Source organism: Streptomyces sp. JHA26 (assembly GCF_002005565.1).
Taxonomy (GTDB): domain Bacteria; phylum Actinomycetota; class Actinomycetes; order Streptomycetales; family Streptomycetaceae; genus Streptomyces.
In genome coordinates, this window is sequence record NZ_BDJC01000008.1 from 147,603 (window position 1) to 162,194 (window position 14,592).

A 14,592-nucleotide genomic window follows, 5' to 3' on the forward strand; every position below is an offset into this window, starting at 1 on the left:
CTGTTGCGAAAGTGGCCTCGTCGCCCGAACGACAGGCCCCCGCCGGCCGGTCACCGGCCGTCCCGTGAGACAACAGTCCGGCACCACCCGTCAGCCCGGAGGCACATCGATGCGACAGTTCACCGCCGTCGTCAACCCCACCGCGGGCGGCGCCACCTCGGCCGCCGCGCTGCTCGGGGTGGCCCGGCTGCTGCGGGAGGCGGGCGCCGGACTGGAGACCGAGTACAGCCGCAGCCTCGCCCACGCCCGCGAACTCGCCCGCGAGGCCGGACAGCGGGGCCGGGTGGTGCTCGCCGTCGGCGGGGACGGCATGGCCGGCGGCATCGGCGGCGCCCTCAGCGGCACCGGCGCCGTGCTGGGCCTCGTCCCGGCCGGCCGCGGCAACGACTTCGCCCGCGCCCTGGGCCTGCCCACCGACCCCGGAGCCCTCGCCGAGCTGCTGCTGCGCGGCGAGCCGCGCCCCGTCGACACCATCGAGGTCACCTCCGCCGTCCACGACCGCACCGTCGTGCTCGGCAGCCTCTACGCCGGCGTCGACGCGCTCGCCAACCGCCACGCCAACCACGCGCGCCTGCTGCGCGGCACCGCCTCCTACTACGTGGGGGCCCTGCGCGCCATCACCACCTGGCGCCCGGCCCGCTACCGGGTCACCGTCGACGGACGGGAACACGCCTTCACCGGTTACACGGTGGTGGCCGCCAACTCCGGCTACTACGGCTCGAACCGCCTCGTCGCCCCCGCCGCCCGGGTCGACGACGGCCTGCTCGAGGTCGTGACGATCCACCACGCGCCGCGCCGGCTCTTCTTCGCCCTCATGAACGAACTCGCCACCGGCGCCCACGTCCACCGCCCCCAGGTGCACGTCCTGCGCGGCAAGGAGGTCCGGATCGAGGCCGACCGGCCCGTACCCTACGGCGCCGACGGCGAGGTGGAGGCCGTCGTCCCCGTGACGGCCAGGGTGCTTCCCGGGGCGCTGCGCGTCCTGCGCTGAACGCGCCGCGGGGCCGGCCGCCGACACCGGCGACCGGCCCCGCGCCCGTACGGATCAGCCCCGGGGCGTGGTGAACCGTTCCCACACCCGGTGCGAGCCCAGCAGCCGCGTCACCTGCTCCAGCGCCGCCGTGCCGGAGTCGGCGACGACCACACCGGGGGCGTCGGCGGGCACACCCGACGCGTCGAGCGCGGCCCCGCCGCCCGCCCAGACACCGATCGCCTTGCCGTGCCGGAACGCCTCCGACAGCAGCAGGCTCACCCGCGGGTCGATCGTCCCCGGCCCCGTGGGCGCCGGAGCCGCCTTGTAGTCCCGCGGCGTGTACGCGTCGCCGCCCATCGCGGGCGTCCCCGCCACCAGCACGGCGTCGAACTCCACGGAGCGCGCGGTGAGATAGCTGCGCTGCACCGTCACGGCCTCCTCGCCCGAGCCGAGGGTGCCGCCGGTCGGCGCCACCACGAGCGGCACCATCCCGGCGTTCAGCACCGCCTCCCGCACGGCCGTCACGCCCTCCAGGTCGGCGCCGCTGGTCACGATGCCGACGACGCGGCCCTCGACCGGCCAGGTCCCGCCGACCTGGGACAGCGCCGGGCTCGGCTCGACGTCGGCCAGCGGCACGGTGGGCGCGGGGGCGGACAGGCCGAGGCCCTCGGCGACGCCCGCGCACAGCTCGGGGTCGATGTTGGCCAGCACCTGCAGCGTCCGCTCCCTGATGGACTGCTCGTAGCACTTGCCCAGTTCGAAGGTGTAGGCGCCGATGATGTGCTCGCGCTCCACCGGGCTCATGCTCAGCCAGAACCGGCGCGGCTGGCTGAAGTGGTCCGCGAACGACTCCGGCGCCTCCCGGACCTTCGACGCCGCCGGGATCCCGACCGGTGCCTCGACGTACGCGCCCGTGTCCGCGCCCGCGGTGAACGGGCAGCCGCCGTCCAGGGAGTTGGGTCGGTAGGGCGCGACACCCCGGTGCACCGCCGTCTGGTGCATCCCGTCCCGCAGCATGTCGTTGACCGGCGCGTGCGGCCGGTTGATCGGCAGCTGCGGGAAGTTGGGGCCGCCCAGGCGCGTGATCTGCGTGTCCAGGTAGGAGAACAGCCGCCCGGCCAGCAGCGGGTCGTCGGTGACGTCGATGCCCGGCACCAGGTGGCCGACGTGGAAGGCGACCTGCTCCGTCTCCGCGAAGAAGTTGGACGGGTTGCGGTTCAGCGTCAGCAGGCCCACCGGCTGCACCGGCGCCAGCTCCTCCGGCACGAGGTTCGTCGGGTCCAGCAGGTCGATGCCCTCGAAGGTCTGCTCCGGGGTGTCCGGGAACGTCTGGATGCCCAGCTCCCACTGCGGGTACGCGCCCGCCTCGATCGCGTCGGCGAGGTCCCGGCGGTGGAAGTCCGGGTCGACGCCGTTGATGATCTGCGCCTCGTCCCACACCAGGGAGTGCACCCCCAGCTTGGGCTTCCAGTGGAACTTCGCCAGCGTCGTCCCACCGGCCTCGTCGACCAGCCGGAAGGTGTGGACGCCGAAGCCCTCCATCATCCGGTAGGAGCGCGGGATGCCGCGGTCGCCCATGAAGAAGATGGTGTGGTGCGTCGCCTCGGTGTGCAGCGACACGAAGTCCCAGAACGTGTCGTGCGCGCTCTGCGCCTGCGGGATCTCCCGGTCCGGGTGCGGCTTCGCCGCGTGCACGACGTCCGGGAACTTGACGGCGTCCTGGATGAAGAAGACCGGGATGTTGTTGCCGACCAGGTCGAAGACGCCCTCGCTGGTGTAGAACTTCGTCGCGAAACCCCGGGTGTCGCGCACGGTGTCCGCGGAGCCCCGGGAGCCGACCACCGTGGAGAACCGCGTGAACACCGGCGTCTCCACGTCCGCGGCGAGGAATCCCGCCTTCGTCACCGAGGCCGCGGTGCCGTAGCTCCGGAACACGCCGTGCGCGCCCGCGCCCCGGGCGTGGACCACGCGTTCCGGGATGCGCTCGTGGTCGAAGTGCATGATCTTCTCGCGCAGGTGGTGGTCCTGCAGCAGCACCGGCCCGCGCGGCCCGGCCTTCAGCGAGTGGTCCGTGTCGTACAACCGCGTGCCCTGCGCGTTCGTCAGGTAACTCCCGGACTGGGCGACCCGGGCCTGGTCGGCACCGGTCGGCTGCCCGGTCGGCGACACCGTGTCCGGGCCGCTCTGGTCCGGCTTCGGGGGCAGCGGGTCGCGGGGAGTGGTGGGTTCGGCGACCGGCGGCGACTCGGGGCCGGGCTTGCCGGGCACCCCGTCCGCCGGTCCACCGTCCTCTCCCCGCAGGGCACCGGTGACCTGGTGGGCTACTCGCTTGAGGGGGTTGGCCTCGCTCATCAGCCTTGTCTCCGTTCTGCGCGGGTCGCTGCACGCGACCGGCCGTCCTCGGGTACCGACCGCAGTGGTGGGCCGTGACCGCGTACCCAGTCACCGCGACTCGAGGCATGCGCGACGGCGGTGGACCCCACCGGGGCGGCGCACAGGACGGACACGACCAGGCGCCCCGAGCACGGCGCGCGACGCCTCGTGCCCGGGACTCCTTCTCGCCGGTGGCCGTACCAGCGTTCCCACCCACGGGGCCGCACGCCACCGGAGGCGGGCGCACGAGGGAGGCCCCGGCCCGGCGGAACGCCGACCGGGGCCTCCCGGAGGCCGTGACTCAGCCGTGCGTGACCCGCACCGGCTCGAACGAGACCCGCGTGCGCGCACCGCCGTCCGCCCAGACCACCTCGACACCCGTGCCGTCGGCCACGACCTGCGTGACGGCGTCCGCCAGCGGTCCGGGTCCCGGTTCACCGGCGAGCGCGGCCAGGCAGACGTGCAGCGAGGTGCCGCCCGCCTCGCCGGACAGCCGGGGCAGCTCCGCCCACGGCGCGTAGGCCGTGCCCTGCGGGGCGCGGACCGTCTCGGGCTCGGCACCCCAGCCGTGCAGGCCCCGCAGCGCGGAGACCAGGGGCTCGTCGGGGCCGACGGCCCACCCCGTGTGCGTCAGCCGCGTCCCCGCCGGGGCGCCCGTCACCCGGTGCACCCGCAGCTCGTACGGCCCCCGCGCCACGGTCACGCTCTCCACCCGCAGCCCCGGCACCATCGGCGGGCCGCCGGCGAAGACGGGCCGGTGCCAGGACGCCGCCCAGCCCCAGCCGTCGCCGTGCCCCGCGCCGAGGGGGTGGATCCGGCGGCGCACACTGCGCCGGCCGTTCACCTCCAGCGACAGGTGGTTGTCCGCGACGTTGCCGGACGCCGTCGGGCCGGTCCGGGTCGAGTACGCCTGCCGGCCGTAGTGCGGGTCGTCCTCGGCGGCCGACTCGCCCTCGTGCGGCCGGACGTGGTCGCTGCCGTGGTTGTGCAGCCGTACGATCCCGTCGCCGCGCGTCGACTGCAGCAGCAGCCCGGGCGCGGACAGGGCCAGCACCCGGTCGGCCTCCTCCACCGGCGCGGCCTCCTCGGTGGCCGTCCACAGCGGGTGGCCGGCGGGCGCGAGGAGCGACACGAACGCCTTGGACGCCCAGTACGGGGAGGCCGGACCCGAGTAGTGCTGCAGCGTCGCCTCGTGCGGACCGTGCCAGCCCAGGCTGAGCAGCCCGTCGTCGGTCAGCGCCCCGCGGTCCAGGAAGTACCGCAGGCTGCCGCTGACCAGCCGCCGCGAGGCGCCCGGCGACAGCGGCGTGTACCCGGTCAGCGCGCCGAGGCCCACGGCGGAGGAGGCGGCGAAGCGGTACGCCAGCGACCGGCCGTAGTGCAGCGGCGCCCCGTCCGCGCCGAACATCAGCCCGAAGCCCTCCAGGTGCGCGCGCAGCCGCTCGCCGTACCGCGCGGCGAGGCCGCCGTCACCGCCGAGGTGGGCGTCGAGCACCGGGTACAGGTGCAGCGCCCAGCCGTTGTAGTGGTCGAAGGCGCGTCCGTCGCCGTCGGCGTACCAGCCCTCGCCCCGGTACCAGCCCTCCAGCAGTTCCAGGGCCCGCTGCCGGGCCGCCGCCGTCTCCGCGTCGCCGCGGCCGACCGACTCCAGGAACCCGGCGACCGTGTAGGGGAACAGGTACCAGTTGTTCGGCGCCGGAACGTGCCGCAGCGCCCCGCGCAGCCACTCCTCGACCCGGTCCTGCACGCCGGCGTCGAGGTCCTTCCACAGCCACGGCGCGGTCAGCCTCAGCCCGAGCGCCACGGACGCCGACTCCACCATCGGCTGGCCCTGCACGTCGTGGTCGAGGATCAGCGGCCAGGACTCGGTGTCCTCGCGCCCGGGCGTCAGGGTGCCCGAGGCGAGACCGCGCGCGTAGCGCTCCAGCCAGCCGTGCGGATCGTCCCCGTCGGCGCCCGCGACCCGGAAGGCGGCGGCGAGGAACGTCCGCGCGAAGCCCTCCAGGCCGTCCGAGCGCACCCCGGAGCCCGACGGCCTGCCCGGCAGGTCGAGCAGCGCGCAGCCCGGTGTGCCCCAGCGCCACGCGGCCCACAGCAGCCCGTCCGCGACGGCCTCCCAGTGGGCGCGGGTACAACCGGTGTACGGGCTCAGCGCACGGTCCTCGGTGGGCAGTTCGAACGGGATGCTCATGCCAGGAATGCCAGCCTTTCGCGTCGTACGGGGTGGAGGAAACCGGCGCCGGACGCCCAGCGGGCCGTCTCGGCGAGGGCGAGGTCGGCCAGGCGGCGCCACTCGTTGCCCTCGGAGCCGGCGAGGTGCGGGGTGATCAGCGCGTTCTCGCAGTCCCACAGCGGGTGGTCCGGCGCCAGCACCTCGGGGTCGGTGACGTCCAGCACGGCCCGGATCCGGCCCGCGAGGACGGCGTCCGTCAGCGCGTCCTGGTCGACGACCGCGCCACGCGCGGTGTTGATCAGCACGGCCCCGGCCGGCATGGAGTCGATGAGGGCACGGCTGACCAGGCCGCGGGTCTCGGGCAGCAGCGGCGTGTGCACGCTGACGGTGTCCGAGCGGGCGAACAGCTCCGCCGGCCCGACCCGTTCGACACCGAGTTCCGCGGCGTCCGCGTCGCTGACGTAGGGGTCGTGCAGCAGGACGTCGATGTCGTGCGGGCGCAGCAGTTCGACGACCCGGCGGCCGATCAGCGACGCCGACAGGATGCCGACCGTGCGCCGGTAGTTGCCGACGGAACGCGGGGTGCGCAGCCAGTTGCCGCGGGAGCGGGCCAGCCGGTAGTCGCGGGCCCGCTCCAGGACCCGCTTGCCGGTGAGCAGGATCATGCCGAGGGTGTACTCGGCCACGGGCAGGGCGTTGGCGGCGGCGGCCGAGGAGACCTCGACACCGCGCTCCCAGCACGCGTCCGTGACGTGCCCGCGGACGGTGCCCGCGGTGTGCACCACGGCCCGCAGCCGCGGCGCGGCCCGCAGCACCCCGGCGTCCAGCGGCGGGCAGCCCCAGCCGGTGATCAGCAGGTCCGCGTCGGCCAGCAGCGACCGGGCGCGCGGGGTGGACAGGTCGTCCAGCGCGGGCAGCGGGGCCAGGTCGCAGACCTCGCGGAAGGCACCGAGCGAGTGGGGGTCGAGGACGGCCGCGGCGGCGTCCCGGGACATGGCCACGACGGCACGGGGCCGGAACCCGGGACCGGGTGCGTCGGGGGCGTGCGGGTGGGTCACTTGACGGCTCCGGCGGTCAGGCCGCTGCGCCAGAAACGCTGGAGCAGCACGAAGGCGAGGATGAGCGGCAGCACGGCCAGCAGCGACCCCATGATGACCACCGGGTAGTACTCCGGCGAGACGGACGCCGAGCTGTTCCACTGGTAGAGGCCGAGGCTGACGGGATACAGGTCCTGGTCGGACAGCATCACCATGGGCAGGAAGAAGTTGTTCCAGATCGCGGTGAGCTGGAACAGGAAGACGGTGACCAGTCCGGGGCCGAGCATCCTGAGCGCCACGCGCACGTACGTGGTCAGCTCGCCGGCGCCGTCCACCCGTGCCGCCTCCAGCACCTCGTCGGGCACGTAGCCCCGGCTGAAGACGCGGCCGAGGTAGACGCCGAACGGGTTGAACAGCACCGGGACGAACACCGCCCAGAAGGTGTTGACCAGGCCGGCCTCGGAGGCCATCAGGTACAGGGGCAGCGCGAGGACGGTCTGCGGCACCATGACCGCCGCCAGCACCAGGCCGAACAGCTTCTCCTTGTGCCGGAAGCGGTACTTGTCGAAGGCGTAGCCGCAGGCCACGCTCAGCAGCGCGCCCAGCGCGGCGCCGAGGACCGCGTACAGCAGGCTGTTGAGGTACCAGCGGCCGTACAGCCCGCCGTCCATCGCGAACAGGTCCCGGAAGTTGCGTACGAAGGAGAAGTCGCTCAGGGACAGCAGGTCGCTGCCGAACAGGGCGTCCCGGTTCTTGGAGGCGGCGAGCACCAGCCACAGCACGGGCAGCAGCGTGTAGAGGACGGAGATCCCGACGACCACGTTGACCGTCGCCCGGCCCAGCAGTCCGGGGCGGAGCAGGGAGCTGTCGGTGGCGCTCATCGGGCCTCCTCGGCGGCGTCGGCGCGGCTGGTGAAGCGGGTGACGCCGTAGGACAGGGCGATGGTGCAGACCAGCAGGACGACCGAGGCGGCCGCCGCGAGGCCGTAGTTGTTGCGGGTGAAGGCCGCGTCGTAGATGTACATGCTCGGCGAGAACCGGGAATTGATCATCGGGGAGGACTGGCTGAGCAGCATCGGCTCGGTGAACAGCTGCAGCGCCCAGATCAGGGTGAAGATCGCGACCATCACGATCGAGGCGCGCACCAGCGGTGTCTTGACCTGGAGCGCGGTGCGCACCGGCCCGGCGCCGTCGACCACCGACGCCTCGATCACCTCGCGCGGCACGGCCTGCAGGGCGGCGTAGAAGACCACCATGTTGTAGCCGAGGTTGCTCCACAGGGCGATGTTCACGATGGACGGGATCACCGTGTGGATGCCGAGGAAGTCGATGGTGACGTCGGCCCGGGCGAACAGCTCGATCACCGGGCTGATGCCCGGGGTGTACAGGTACAGCCAGATCAGGGCGGCGATGATGCCGGGCACGGCGTGCGGCAGGAACAGGCCCATCTGGGCGAAGGCGCGCAGCCGCACCACGCCCGAGTCCAGCAGCAGGGCGAGGGCGAGCGCGCCGACGACCATGAGCGGGATGTAGATCAGGCAGTACAGCGCGACGGTGGCGAGCCCGCCGAGGAAGGTCGGGTCGGTGAGCACGGCCGCGTAGGAGCGCAGTCCGACGAAGACGGTGCGCTCGGGGCCGAAACCGAGGCCGGGCTGGTCGTCGCTGAAGAAGCTGAGGCGGACGGCCGTGCCGACGGGGATCAGGAAGACGGTGACCAGCAGGGCGAAGAACGGTGCCATGAGGACGCCGCAGGCGGTCAGTCGGCGGCGCTTCGCCGCTCTGCGGGCCCGCGGGCCGGTGGCGGAGGGCGCCGGGCCGCCGGCGCGCGCGGTGCCGGCCGGCACCCGTGGTGTGGTGGTCGTGGTCATGGGGTGTCACCTGCCTTTCGTCGGCTCAGGTGCTGTGCTGGGTGGTGGACAGGCCGAGGGCCTCGAGGTCGGGCATGGTGCCCTCCTGCGCGGTGCGCAGGGACTCGACCAGGGAGCCCTGGCCGGCGCCGACGCGGGCGAAGGAGTCCTGCATGACCTTCTGGGTGGCGCTCATCCGAGGGCCCCACAGCCAGTTCTCGCCGATCCGCTCGGCCTCCTGCCGGAACAGGCCGTAGATGTCCTGCCCGCCGTAGTACGACCGGTCGAACGCCTCGCGGCCCACGGCGACCAGCCCGGGTGCGGCCGGGTACTGGCTGCTGGTGCCGCTGGACAGGCGGGCGCGCAGGGCGTCGGGGTGGGAGACCTGCCACTCGATGAACTCCATGGCCGCTTCGGGGTGGCGGCTGTCCTTGGTGATCGCGAAGGTCGAGCCGCCGTGCGTGCCGACGGAGGGGTCGCCGGTGTCCCACTGCGGCAGCGGCGCGATCCGCCACCGGTTCTTCTGTCCGGGCCGCGCGTTCATCTGCGCGCCGGCGTCCCAGGCGCCGCTGAGCCGGGTGAGGACCAGTCCGTTGCCGATCTGGGCGTCGGCCTGCCTGCTCTCGACGGCGTTCACGAAGACGTCGTCCCGGTCGATCAGCCGCTGCCAGTAGTCCGCGACCCGCCGGGACGGCGCGTCGGCGAGGGAGACGTTCCAGGCGCCCTTCGAGGTGTCGAACCACCGGGCGCCCGCCTGCCAGGCGTACGCGGCGAACTGGGTCATGCCGTCGGTCGGGAACAGCACCAGCCGCCGGTCCGGCGCCTTGCGGCGCACGGTCGCGGCCTGCTCGGCGAATTCGTCCCAGGTGCGCGCCACCCGCAGCCCGTAGCGGTCGAACAGGTCGGCGCGGTAGTGCATCACCATGGGTTCGACGTCCAGCGGCACGCTGAACACCCGGCCCTCGAAGGTGGTCAGTCCGAGGGCCTGCGGCAGCAGCCTGCGGCGCAGGCCGTCGCTCACCAGGTCGGTGATGTCGCGGGCGACTCCGTCGATGGCGTACCCCGGGACCTGCGGGTACTCGAGGGTGGCGACGTCGGGCGCGTTGCCGGCCCGGGCGGCGTTGCTCAGCTTGGCGTAGCCGCCCTGCCCGCCGGAGGGGATCTGCTGGAACTCCACCTGGACGGTGCGGTGCGTGCGGTTGAAGGCGTCGACCACCTCCTGGCTGCCGCGCAGGGCGGACCAGAAGGTGATGCGCGTGGTGGTGCCCGTGCGGGCCGACGAGGCCCCGTTCCCCCCGCTGCAGGCGCCCACGGCTCCTGTCAGGGGTACGGCGGTCATCGCGGCGAGCACGGAACGACGGCTGGGCCGTCCGGGCATGGGGCCTCCCGCGGCTCCTGCGTGCCCGCCCCGCGGACACGTCTGGTCGGGACACCCGGAATCCTGAACCGCCTCACGCAAACGGTCAATAGATCGATCAGAAGAAAATAAAACGCTCAAACGCTCATTCGGGTGTGCCGCCCGCCCCGTCCACCCGCCGGGTCGAGCCGCGCACCATCAGCCGCGGCAGCAGCTCGACGCGCCGCGCGGGCCGGCCCCCGACCCCCCGCAGGCGCTCGAGCAGCAGCTCGGCGGCCACCCGGCCGACCTCCGCGCGGGGCGGCGCCACGGCCGTCAGCGGAGGCGTGGCGAGACCCGCGACCACGTCGTCGTACGCCACGACCGAGCAGTCCTCCGGCACGCGCACCGCCTCGTCCGCCAGCCGCTGCACGATCATCAGCGCGTCCACGTCGCCGTGCAGCACGAGCGCGGTCGCCCCCGTCCCGCGCAGCAGCGCCGGCAGCTCGGCCGTCTCGTCCGCGGAATAGGGCCCCTCCTGCCCCGCCCCGGGTGCGCTCAGCGCCCACGCCCACCGCTCCACCAGCGGATGCGCCCCGGCGATCTCGGCGAACGCGGCCCGCAGGGTGCGCGCCGTCGGACTGTCGTCCCGGGTCGCGAACACGATGCGCCGGTGACCGAGTCCCACCAGGTGCTCCACGGCCAGGTGCGCCCCGTACCAGTGGTCCGAGCACACCGAGTCCAGTACGTGCGGCGCGCTGCCGCGCCGGGGCCGCCGCTCCATCAGCACCGTCGGCACGTCCAGCGCCGCCAGCCACCCGTGGTCGGCCTCCTCGGCGGCCAGGCTGCTCCACCGGGGCGCGAGCAGCAGCCCCCGGGCGCCGTCCTCGAGGGCCCGCTCGGCCAGCGGGCGTTCGGCGCCGGCGGCCTGCGGCGCGATGTGCAGCGCGAGGCGCACGCCGGCCTCCTCCAGCACCGTGCGGGCGCCGTGCAGCGTCTCGGTCAGGTACGAGTGCCGCTCCGGCACGACCACGGCGACCCGGTCGCCGTCGGCGAGGCCGCCGGCCGGCACCTCGGGGGCGGGCAGCGTCGAGCGGACGACGCCGTGTCCGCGGCGCAGCCTGCCCTCCCGCGTCAGCTCCTCCACGTCCCGGCGGACCGTCACCACCGAGACCTGCAGCTCGTCGGCGAGGTCGCGCACCCGCGCGGTACCGCGCGCCTGGACCGCCGCCAGGATCCGCTGGCGCCTGACGTCGACCGGCTCCCGCATGAGGACTCCCCACCCACAGATGTTCGTTTGATCGATTCGGCGTCATCATAACGATCGATCGTGGCGGGTGTATCCGTCCCGCGGGGGACGCGACGCTACGGCTCGGGGTGCTCCGGGGCCGCTGCGTCTCGCGCTCACGGGGTGACGCGGAAAGACGCCGGCGGCGGGGGCTCAGGCGCCGGGCGCCGCGGTGTTCCGGCGTCGGCAGTGCAGGAAGAGGTGCGGTTCGGGTCCGGCGTCCGGGTGGGCCGGGGTGAACAGCAGTTCCTCCCGCTCCAGGACCTCCAGTCCCGCGTCCTCGGCCACGGCGACGAGGTCCGGCGCGGTGAAGCTGGTCACGCGCACGGGCTGCCCCATGAAGGTGGCGTCGACGCCCTCCACGTCCAGCGGGACGGTGGCCAGGACCATGTGTCCCGCCGGGGTCAGCGCCCGCGCGAGGCGCCGGACGACGTCCGCCTGCTCCCGCCGGTCCAGCTGGAGCAGCGCGAAGTACACGCAGACCGCGTCGAACGAACCGTCCGCGAGCGGTACGTCACGGATGTCGGCGCACCGGAAGGAGGCGGCCGGCACTTGCCGGGTCGCCAGGTCCACCATGACGGGGGAGACGTCGACGCCCACGACCCGGTGACCGGCGCCGGCGAGGGTCTCGGCCGTGGGCCGCCCGGTTCCGCTGCCCACGTCCAGCACCCGGCTGCCCGGCTCGAGTCGCCCGAGCAGCCACTCCAGCGAGCGGCGGTGCGCGCGCGACCCGGCGAACGCCTTCTCGTAGTCGGCGCCGAGCGCGTCGAACACGTCGGCGGCCGGAGGCCGTTGCCGTCCGTCGGTCACGAGGGTCCCTCCGATGGGGTGAGCCGGTGCCGGGAGCATCGTTCCACCGTACGAGAGCCACCGGCAAGCACTTCTCCGGGCGTTCCGCCGGAAGCCTTCACCCGGCGCCGTCCCCGGTTCCGCCGGACACCCCGGTGGCGAGGGCGAGCGGCCCGCCGCCGTCCGCGCCCACGGGGACCGCCAGGACCGCCGGCCGGCCCTTCAGTGCAGGGCCTGGTACACCGACGCCGTCGTGAAGCCGTACACGACGTGCGGCACGATGTCCGACACCCACGACGTCCGGTCCCACTGCTTGGGGTCGGTCACGCCGAGCGCGGCGGCCGGCACGTCGCTGCCGACCATGGCCGCGGCACCGAGCACCGGTCCGGCCACCCAGTCCGGCAGCGGTCCGCGCCGGCGGCGCAGCACCCCGTAGGCCGCGCCGACCCCGAGGCCGGTGGCATAGCCGAGCAGGGCACCGACGGCCTGTTCGCGGTGGGGCTTCGTCTCCTCGTCGCCGAGCACCAGCCCGACCCGGTCGGCGACCCGGTCCGCGACCTCGGCCGGCATGTCGCTGGATCCCCGGCCGCGCAGCAGCATGTCGCCGTACGTGGTGAGGTTCAGCGCGACGGTCCCCGCCGCGCCGGCGACCAGGCCCTTGATCAGTGACTGCATACCGGCAACTCCCTCGGTACGGGCGCGGTGGCGCACGACGGTCACGACGGGGCCCGGGTTCCCCTCTCGTGGCCGCCTAACAGGACCCCGCGGCGCACGCCCCTCATACGGGACGGGCCCGGGCCCCGTCCAGCGCCAGGTCCACCAGCCCCCGTACGAGCGCGTCGCCCAGCGGCGCCCCGCTGAGCAGGGCCCGGGCGAACAGGGGACCGCTCACCGCCTCGATCAGCAGTCCCGGGTCGGTGTCCGCCGCCAGCTCGCCCCGCTCGACGCCGCGCCGGACCATCACGACGGCGCGGTCGAGGCGGTCGCTCCAGTAGGGCCCGCGGCGGTCGTCGAGGGTGTCGTCGTGCTCGACGCCGATCCGGAGCAGGGCATGGCCCTGGGCGGTGCCGAGCAGCCCGGCCAGCGACGAGAAGAAGGCGAGCAGGTCGTCGCGTACCCGCCCGGTGTCCGGGACCGGCAGCGCGGAGTCCAGTTGTGTGGTCAACGCGTCCAGGATCAGGTTCTCGCGGGTGCCCCAGCGGCGGTAGACCGAGGTCTCGTGCACCCCGGCCGCGCGGGCGACGGCACCGACGGTCGCCCCCGCCAGACCCTGGCTGGACAGCAGTTCCACCGTGGCGGCGAGCACGGCCTGCCGCATCCGCTCCCCGCGGCGGCGCAGCGGCGGGGCGGCGGGTCCCGGAGAGATCATGGCACCACCCTAAAGCAATTCGACTTGCGTTGGATGTACGGTCAACGCAAGACGACCTGCGATGGGCCGATGAGGCCGTCCGGGGTCGCCGCCGCACCGAGGAGGTCATGTCATGGCGCAGATGCTCGCCGCCCGCCTGCACGTCTCGAGCCGCACCCTGCGGCTGGAGGAGGTGCCCCGGCCGCAGCCCGGACCGGGCGAGGTCCTCGTCAAGGTCGAGGCCGCCGGAGTGTGCCTCTCCGACGTCCACCTCATCGACGGCACGCTCACACCGATGCTCCTCCGGGGCGACACCGTCACCCTCGGCCACGAGGTGGCCGGCACGATCGACGAGGTCGGCGAGGGCGTCACCGCCTGGGCACCGGGGCAGCGGGTCGTGCTGCACGCCGGCGAGGTCCGCGACGGCGTCACCTGCACCCGGGGCGTCGACTACGACGGCGGCTGGGCCGAGTACGCGCTGTCCACCGCGACCGCCCTGACCCCGCTGCCCGACGCCATCCCCTTCGACCAGGGCGCGATCATCCCCGACGCCGTGTCCACCCCGTGGGGCGCGATCACCGAGACCGGTGGAGTCCGCCCCGCCGAGGCGGTCGGCGTGTGGGGCGTCGGCGGGCTCGGCGTGCACGCCGTGCGGCTGTTGCGTGCCGTCGGTGCCTGCCCGGTCGTCGCCGTCGACCCGAACCCGGTGGCGCGCGAGCGTGCGCTGGCCGCCGGGGCCGACCTCGCCCTGGACTCCGCCGACCCGGGCCTGCGCGAGGCCGTCGGGGCGGTGACCGGCGGGGCGGGGCTCGCCGCAGCCTTCGACTTCGCGGGTGTGCCGGCCGTGCGCGAACAGGCGCTCTCCGTCCTCGCGCCCAAGGGCCGGCTGGTGCTGGTGGGCCTGACCGACAAGCCGCTCAGCGTCACGGACGGCACTCGTTTCAGCTACCTCCAGCAGCGGATCCTCGGCCACTACGGTTCCGACATGCCGGTGGCCCTGCCCCAGCTGCTGCGGCTGATCCAGGGCGGACGGCTGGACTTCTCCGGGTCCGTCAGCGGGGTCCTGCCCCTGGCCGAGGCCGCCGAGGCGGTCGCCCGGCTGGAGAAGAAGGAGGGCGACCCGATCCGGCTGATCCTGCGCCCGTGAGGTGAGGGACTCCCGGGAATCCGCGAGGCGGTCGAACGCCGGTGCCCCGGCCCCGTATGGAGCCGGGGGCGCTTCACGCCCGGGACCGTCACACCGCATGACGTAGGAGTGCGCCGTGGGACACAACAGGCGCAGACGCCCGACCGGGGCACGGCGCGCGACCTTCTCCGCGGTCGCGCTGATGCTGGGCGAGCCCAGGGCCGCCACCACGCCCGCCGGGGCGCCGGGTGACGCGGGCGGCGCCGCGGCCGCGCCCGGCAGGACGCGGGGGACGGACGCGGG

Annotated in this window: 12 protein-coding genes; 2 read left to right on the plus strand and 10 right to left on the minus strand. The window is 74.3% G+C overall.

The features are described from left to right. Positions 1 to 109 precede the first annotated feature (109 nt). Entirely contained in the window at positions 110 to 991 is an 882-nt protein-coding gene (locus JHAT_RS07640; protein ID WP_077797268.1) for a YegS/Rv2252/BmrU family lipid kinase, read from the plus strand. 54 nt (positions 992 to 1,045) lie between these two features. Here JHAT_RS07640 and JHAT_RS07645 read toward each other — a convergent pair whose 3' ends face one another. From JHAT_RS07645 to JHAT_RS07690, 10 genes are all read right to left on the minus strand, one after another. Continuing rightward, positions 1,046 to 3,325, minus strand: a complete 2,280-nt coding sequence (locus JHAT_RS07645; protein ID WP_077797269.1) for a catalase — start codon at positions 3,323 to 3,325, stop codon at positions 1,046 to 1,048. Between the two features lie 322 nt (positions 3,326 to 3,647). Continuing rightward, positions 3,648 to 5,537, minus strand: coding sequence for a DUF2264 domain-containing protein (locus JHAT_RS07650; RefSeq protein ID WP_077797270.1), 1,890 nt, complete (start codon positions 5,535 to 5,537; stop codon positions 3,648 to 3,650). Then, positions 5,534 to 6,514, minus strand: a complete 981-nt coding sequence (locus JHAT_RS07655) for a hydroxyacid dehydrogenase (protein ID WP_077797294.1) — start codon at positions 6,512 to 6,514, stop codon at positions 5,534 to 5,536. The genes JHAT_RS07650 and JHAT_RS07655 overlap by 4 nt, the downstream gene beginning before the upstream one ends. 59 nt (positions 6,515 to 6,573) lie before the next feature. Continuing rightward, complete coding sequence (locus JHAT_RS07660; protein WP_077797271.1) at positions 6,574 to 7,437, minus strand: carbohydrate ABC transporter permease; 864 nt, start codon at positions 7,435 to 7,437, stop codon at positions 6,574 to 6,576. After that, complete coding sequence (locus JHAT_RS07665) at positions 7,434 to 8,423, minus strand: carbohydrate ABC transporter permease (RefSeq protein WP_077797272.1); 990 nt, start codon at positions 8,421 to 8,423, stop codon at positions 7,434 to 7,436. The genes JHAT_RS07660 and JHAT_RS07665 overlap by 4 nt, the downstream gene beginning before the upstream one ends. Positions 8,424 to 8,448: 25 nt before the next feature. Further along, on the minus strand, positions 8,449 to 9,780 hold the full coding sequence (locus JHAT_RS07670; protein WP_077797273.1) for a sugar ABC transporter substrate-binding protein: 1,332 nt from the start codon (positions 9,778 to 9,780) through the stop codon (positions 8,449 to 8,451). 124 nt (positions 9,781 to 9,904) lie between these two features. After that, positions 9,905 to 11,008 carry a substrate-binding domain-containing protein gene (locus JHAT_RS07675; RefSeq protein ID WP_077797274.1) on the minus strand — a complete coding sequence of 368 codons (1,104 nt, stop codon included), beginning with the start codon at positions 11,006 to 11,008 and terminating at the stop codon, positions 9,905 to 9,907. 171 nt (positions 11,009 to 11,179) lie between these two features. Further along, positions 11,180 to 11,875 carry a bifunctional 2-polyprenyl-6-hydroxyphenol methylase/3-demethylubiquinol 3-O-methyltransferase UbiG gene (locus JHAT_RS07680; RefSeq protein ID WP_077797275.1) on the minus strand — a complete coding sequence of 232 codons (696 nt, stop codon included), beginning with the start codon at positions 11,873 to 11,875 and terminating at the stop codon, positions 11,180 to 11,182. A 162-nt stretch (positions 11,876 to 12,037) separates the two neighbouring features. Further along, positions 12,038 to 12,490: a hypothetical protein gene (locus JHAT_RS07685; RefSeq protein ID WP_077797276.1), complete on the minus strand. Its 453-nt coding sequence runs from the start codon at positions 12,488 to 12,490 to the stop codon at positions 12,038 to 12,040. Positions 12,491 to 12,593: 103 nt separating this feature from the next. Then, the gene (locus tag JHAT_RS07690) at positions 12,594 to 13,184 is read right to left on the minus strand and encodes a TetR/AcrR family transcriptional regulator (RefSeq protein ID WP_077797277.1); all 591 of its coding nucleotides are present in this window, start codon (positions 13,182 to 13,184) and stop codon (positions 12,594 to 12,596) included. 112 nt (positions 13,185 to 13,296) lie between these two features. Here JHAT_RS07690 and JHAT_RS07695 point away from each other — a divergent pair, with 112 nt between their 5' ends. Further along, the gene (locus tag JHAT_RS07695; protein ID WP_077797278.1) at positions 13,297 to 14,310 is read left to right on the plus strand and encodes a zinc-binding dehydrogenase; all 1,014 of its coding nucleotides are present in this window, start codon (positions 13,297 to 13,299) and stop codon (positions 14,308 to 14,310) included. Positions 14,311 to 14,592 lie beyond the last annotated feature (282 nt).

Excerpts from the sequence above, each read along its gene's own strand:
- JHAT_RS07650 (WP_077797270.1), bottom strand. The coding sequence starts at position 5,537 with ATGAGCATCCCGTTCGAACTGCCCACCGAGGACCGTGCGCTGAGCCCG.
- JHAT_RS07680 (WP_077797275.1), bottom strand. The coding sequence starts at position 11,875 with ATGCTCCCGGCACCGGCTCACCCCATCGGAGGGACCCTCGTGACCGAC.
- JHAT_RS07645 (WP_077797269.1), bottom strand. The coding sequence starts at position 3,325 with ATGAGCGAGGCCAACCCCCTCAAGCGAGTAGCCCACCAGGTCACCGGT.
- JHAT_RS07675 (WP_077797274.1), bottom strand. The coding sequence starts at position 11,008 with ATGCGGGAGCCGGTCGACGTCAGGCGCCAGCGGATCCTGGCGGCGGTC.
- JHAT_RS07660 (WP_077797271.1), bottom strand. The coding sequence starts at position 7,437 with ATGAGCGCCACCGACAGCTCCCTGCTCCGCCCCGGACTGCTGGGCCGG.
- JHAT_RS07665 (WP_077797272.1), bottom strand. The coding sequence starts at position 8,423 with ATGACCACGACCACCACACCACGGGTGCCGGCCGGCACCGCGCGCGCC.
- JHAT_RS07655 (WP_077797294.1), bottom strand. The coding sequence starts at position 6,514 with ATGTCCCGGGACGCCGCCGCGGCCGTCCTCGACCCCCACTCGCTCGGT.
- JHAT_RS07695 (WP_077797278.1), top strand. The coding sequence starts at position 13,297 with ATGGCGCAGATGCTCGCCGCCCGCCTGCACGTCTCGAGCCGCACCCTG.
- JHAT_RS07640 (WP_077797268.1), top strand. The coding sequence starts at position 110 with ATGCGACAGTTCACCGCCGTCGTCAACCCCACCGCGGGCGGCGCCACC.
- JHAT_RS07690 (WP_077797277.1), bottom strand. The coding sequence starts at position 13,184 with ATGATCTCTCCGGGACCCGCCGCCCCGCCGCTGCGCCGCCGCGGGGAG.
- JHAT_RS07670 (WP_077797273.1), bottom strand. The coding sequence starts at position 9,780 with ATGCCCGGACGGCCCAGCCGTCGTTCCGTGCTCGCCGCGATGACCGCC.
- JHAT_RS07685 (WP_077797276.1), bottom strand. The coding sequence starts at position 12,490 with ATGCAGTCACTGATCAAGGGCCTGGTCGCCGGCGCGGCGGGGACCGTC.